This window comes from Microbacterium sp., assembly GCF_035687345.1.
Lineage (GTDB): Bacteria > Actinomycetota > Actinomycetes > Actinomycetales > Microbacteriaceae > Microbacterium.
Window position 1 is genome coordinate 1 of record NZ_DASRXZ010000014.1, and the last position, 1,838, is coordinate 1,838.

At 70.9% G+C, this 1,838-nt stretch carries 4 protein-coding genes; 3 read left to right on the forward strand and 1 reads right to left on the reverse strand.

Annotated features, from left to right (window positions below):
* The 3 genes from VFF97_RS01175 to VFF97_RS01185 all read left to right on the forward strand — a co-directional run.
* Window positions 1-183 (forward strand): hypothetical protein (locus tag VFF97_RS01175; RefSeq protein WP_225873512.1); only part of this gene is annotated, 183 nt, incomplete at its 5' end.
* Window positions 183-551 (forward strand): ribbon-helix-helix domain-containing protein, encoded by a 369-nt coding sequence (locus tag VFF97_RS01180; protein ID WP_325031665.1) that lies wholly within the window; start codon window positions 183-185, stop codon window positions 549-551. The genes VFF97_RS01175 and VFF97_RS01180, both read left to right, overlap by 1 nt.
* 10 nt (window positions 552-561) lie before the next feature.
* Window positions 562-1,101: a hypothetical protein gene (locus VFF97_RS01185; protein WP_325031666.1), complete on the forward strand. Its 540-nt coding sequence runs from the start codon at window positions 562-564 to the stop codon at window positions 1,099-1,101.
* A gap of 168 nt (window positions 1,102-1,269) precedes the next feature.
* Here the strand turns inward: VFF97_RS01185 and VFF97_RS01190 are convergent, their stop codons facing one another.
* Complete coding sequence (locus VFF97_RS01190) at window positions 1,270-1,563, reverse strand: hypothetical protein (RefSeq protein WP_155100313.1); 294 nt, start codon at window positions 1,561-1,563, stop codon at window positions 1,270-1,272.
* Window positions 1,564-1,838: the final 275 nt, after the last annotated feature.

Below are 1,838 nucleotides of genomic sequence, written 5' to 3' on the forward strand. Positions count from 1 at the left end.
CCGGAGTTCGACGAGTCGCGCGACGGGACGGGCGAGGCCGCGGACCTGTTCATCGGCCCGCGCCGTCTGGGCGGGGAGCTGTTGGAGGTGATGGTGCATCGCCGTCTACCGCGCGACCTCGTGGTGTTCCACGCGATGCCCGCGAGGCGCAAGTTCCTGGTGCTGATCGAGGAGGAGGAGTGATGACGAACGAGGCTCCCGGGCGAGGCCCGGACTACGACGCATGGGCCGAGCAGATCGAGGCGGACGACCGCCCCGTGAAGCGCACCGGCAAGGCCCTGCGCGGCGAGGCCGCGCGCGCCTACGCCCACCAGATGCTCACCGCGGCCGCCGAGACCCCCGAGGAGGTCGCCGCCGTCGAGCGCGCAGCCGCCGGAGGGCGCCCGACGCTCGCCGCAGACCGCCCTTCGGGCAAGTCCCCGCTGTGGCAGGTGCGCGCACCCGAGCGCCTGGACGCCGCACTTCGCGCACGCGCGCAAGCCGAGGGTCGCACCTTCTCCGAGGTGCTGCGCGACGCCGCCAGCGAGTACCTGAACCGCCACGCGAGCTGAGGAGCAGCCCATGACGAACGAGCCGACGAAGGCGCTCGTGTGGCCGAGCGTGGTGGCCACGGAGTTCGTGGCCGCGCGCCTGGCCGACGCGGTCGACCCGGCAGACGTCGCGGCCGCGCTGCGCGTGATGCGCGCGGCGGCCGCGACGGACCTGCGCGACCTCGAGCGGAAGATGACGACGGACGGGCTGGGGAACCCGATCATGGTCACCGAAGAGCAGCGTCACGCGCAGGCGGCCTGGTCGCAGGCAAACGACCTCATCGACCGCGCCAGTGGGTGGCGAGACCTGCTCGACCTCACGGACTCGATCCAGCAGGCCGACGTCGTCGACGCGGACCCGGGCCCGGACGTCGAGGACCTTGCGTCCGGCACCCGGGTGCGCCGGACGGACAACGGGCGTACGGGCACCGTCGACCCGGGCGCCGTCGCGGCCGACGTGCGCGCCGAGCACCCGGACATGATCCCCGTGCAGTACGACCACGACGACGCCTCGCTGACGAGCCCGCACGTGCTCGTCGAGCTGCGCGACGAGACGAACAAGCGGCCGTGATCGTCCACGGCACGTACCAGGCCTGCCTGAGCTGGGGCAGCCGGCCGACGGTCCGGTACGTGAGGTCGCGATCGAGGCAGTGACGTACGAGGGCTCGCGCGCCATGCTCTACGAGCAGGTGCGCGACGGAGAACGTCTGACAGGAATCCGAGTAGAGGGCCGTGCCGCTCAGCGACGCTCGACGGCGTCGGCCCAGAGCCACACCCACCCCTCGCGCCCTTCACGGGAGATGTAGCGCACGTGGACCTGGCGACCGGCCCACGCGACGGCCTCGCCGTCGACGCGGGCCTCACCGCTCTGACGCTGCGTGATCCACGCGCGCACCGGGATGCCCTCGGACGGGCGCACGATCGGCACACCACGCCGCGCGAGCTCGGGCGCCTCCTCGGCGTGGTCACGCATCGGCACCGTCTCGATGCCGGACGGCCAGCCGCCCGGTGGCGGGCGTCGACGAGTACCCACGACACAATCATATTCGAACACCAGTTCTATAGGGTTCCCTCCAGGGCGTCGTTGACGTAGGCGACGCAAGGGTTGAGCCTGCCATCTCGTGGGTCGGTGGATGTTCTCCAGGGTGTTGTCGACGAAGTCTGGCTAGAGGAGAACTGCTGGTGCGTGTGCAAAGGGTCTTGGTCCCGGGTGTGGTCGAAGAGTCGTGGACGGTGGTCGGTGAGGACTTCGCTGTGATCGCTCCGGTGGAGGAGTTCTTGGCGCATCTGAGCGTGGTGGGTAGGTCG

Coding starts and splice junctions, on each gene's coding strand:
- VFF97_RS01180 (WP_325031665.1), top strand. CDS start 183: ATGACGAACGAGGCTCCCGGGCGAGGCCCGGACTACGACGCATGGGCC.
- VFF97_RS01185 (WP_325031666.1), top strand. CDS start 562: ATGACGAACGAGCCGACGAAGGCGCTCGTGTGGCCGAGCGTGGTGGCC.